Raw genomic sequence first — 276 nt, forward strand, 5'->3', positions numbered from 1 at the left:
GCGTCATCCTTGAAATAAAGCAGCTCACGATCATCCAGCGTGCGCTCCACCATATGGGTGGCGACGTAGCACAAGAGCGGCTCCGGCAGCCCTCGGAATAAATCGGAGCGGGCGAGCAAGGTCAGTCTCAGCGGGAGATCGAGCATCACGGTTCCTTTGGAATGCATGCGTTCACCTGGCCAGGGGGAGGGAATTGCGGCGCCACAGCGGTGCTGGAGCCACAAGAGCAAAGCAAACAAAGGGACGTACGGTAGGAGGAGTTGTGAAAGATAATGG

The 276-nt window shown here is 57.6% G+C and carries 1 pseudogene; it reads right to left on the reverse strand.

What is annotated here, in order from left to right:
- Positions 1–167, reverse strand: a pseudogene (locus tag SB765_RS29445) (Crp/Fnr family transcriptional regulator); the annotation flags it as partial.
- Positions 168–276: the final 109 nt, after the last annotated feature.

Source organism: Pseudomonas sp. SIMBA_067, from assembly GCF_046534675.1.
Lineage (GTDB): Bacteria > Pseudomonadota > Gammaproteobacteria > Pseudomonadales > Pseudomonadaceae > Aquipseudomonas > Aquipseudomonas putida.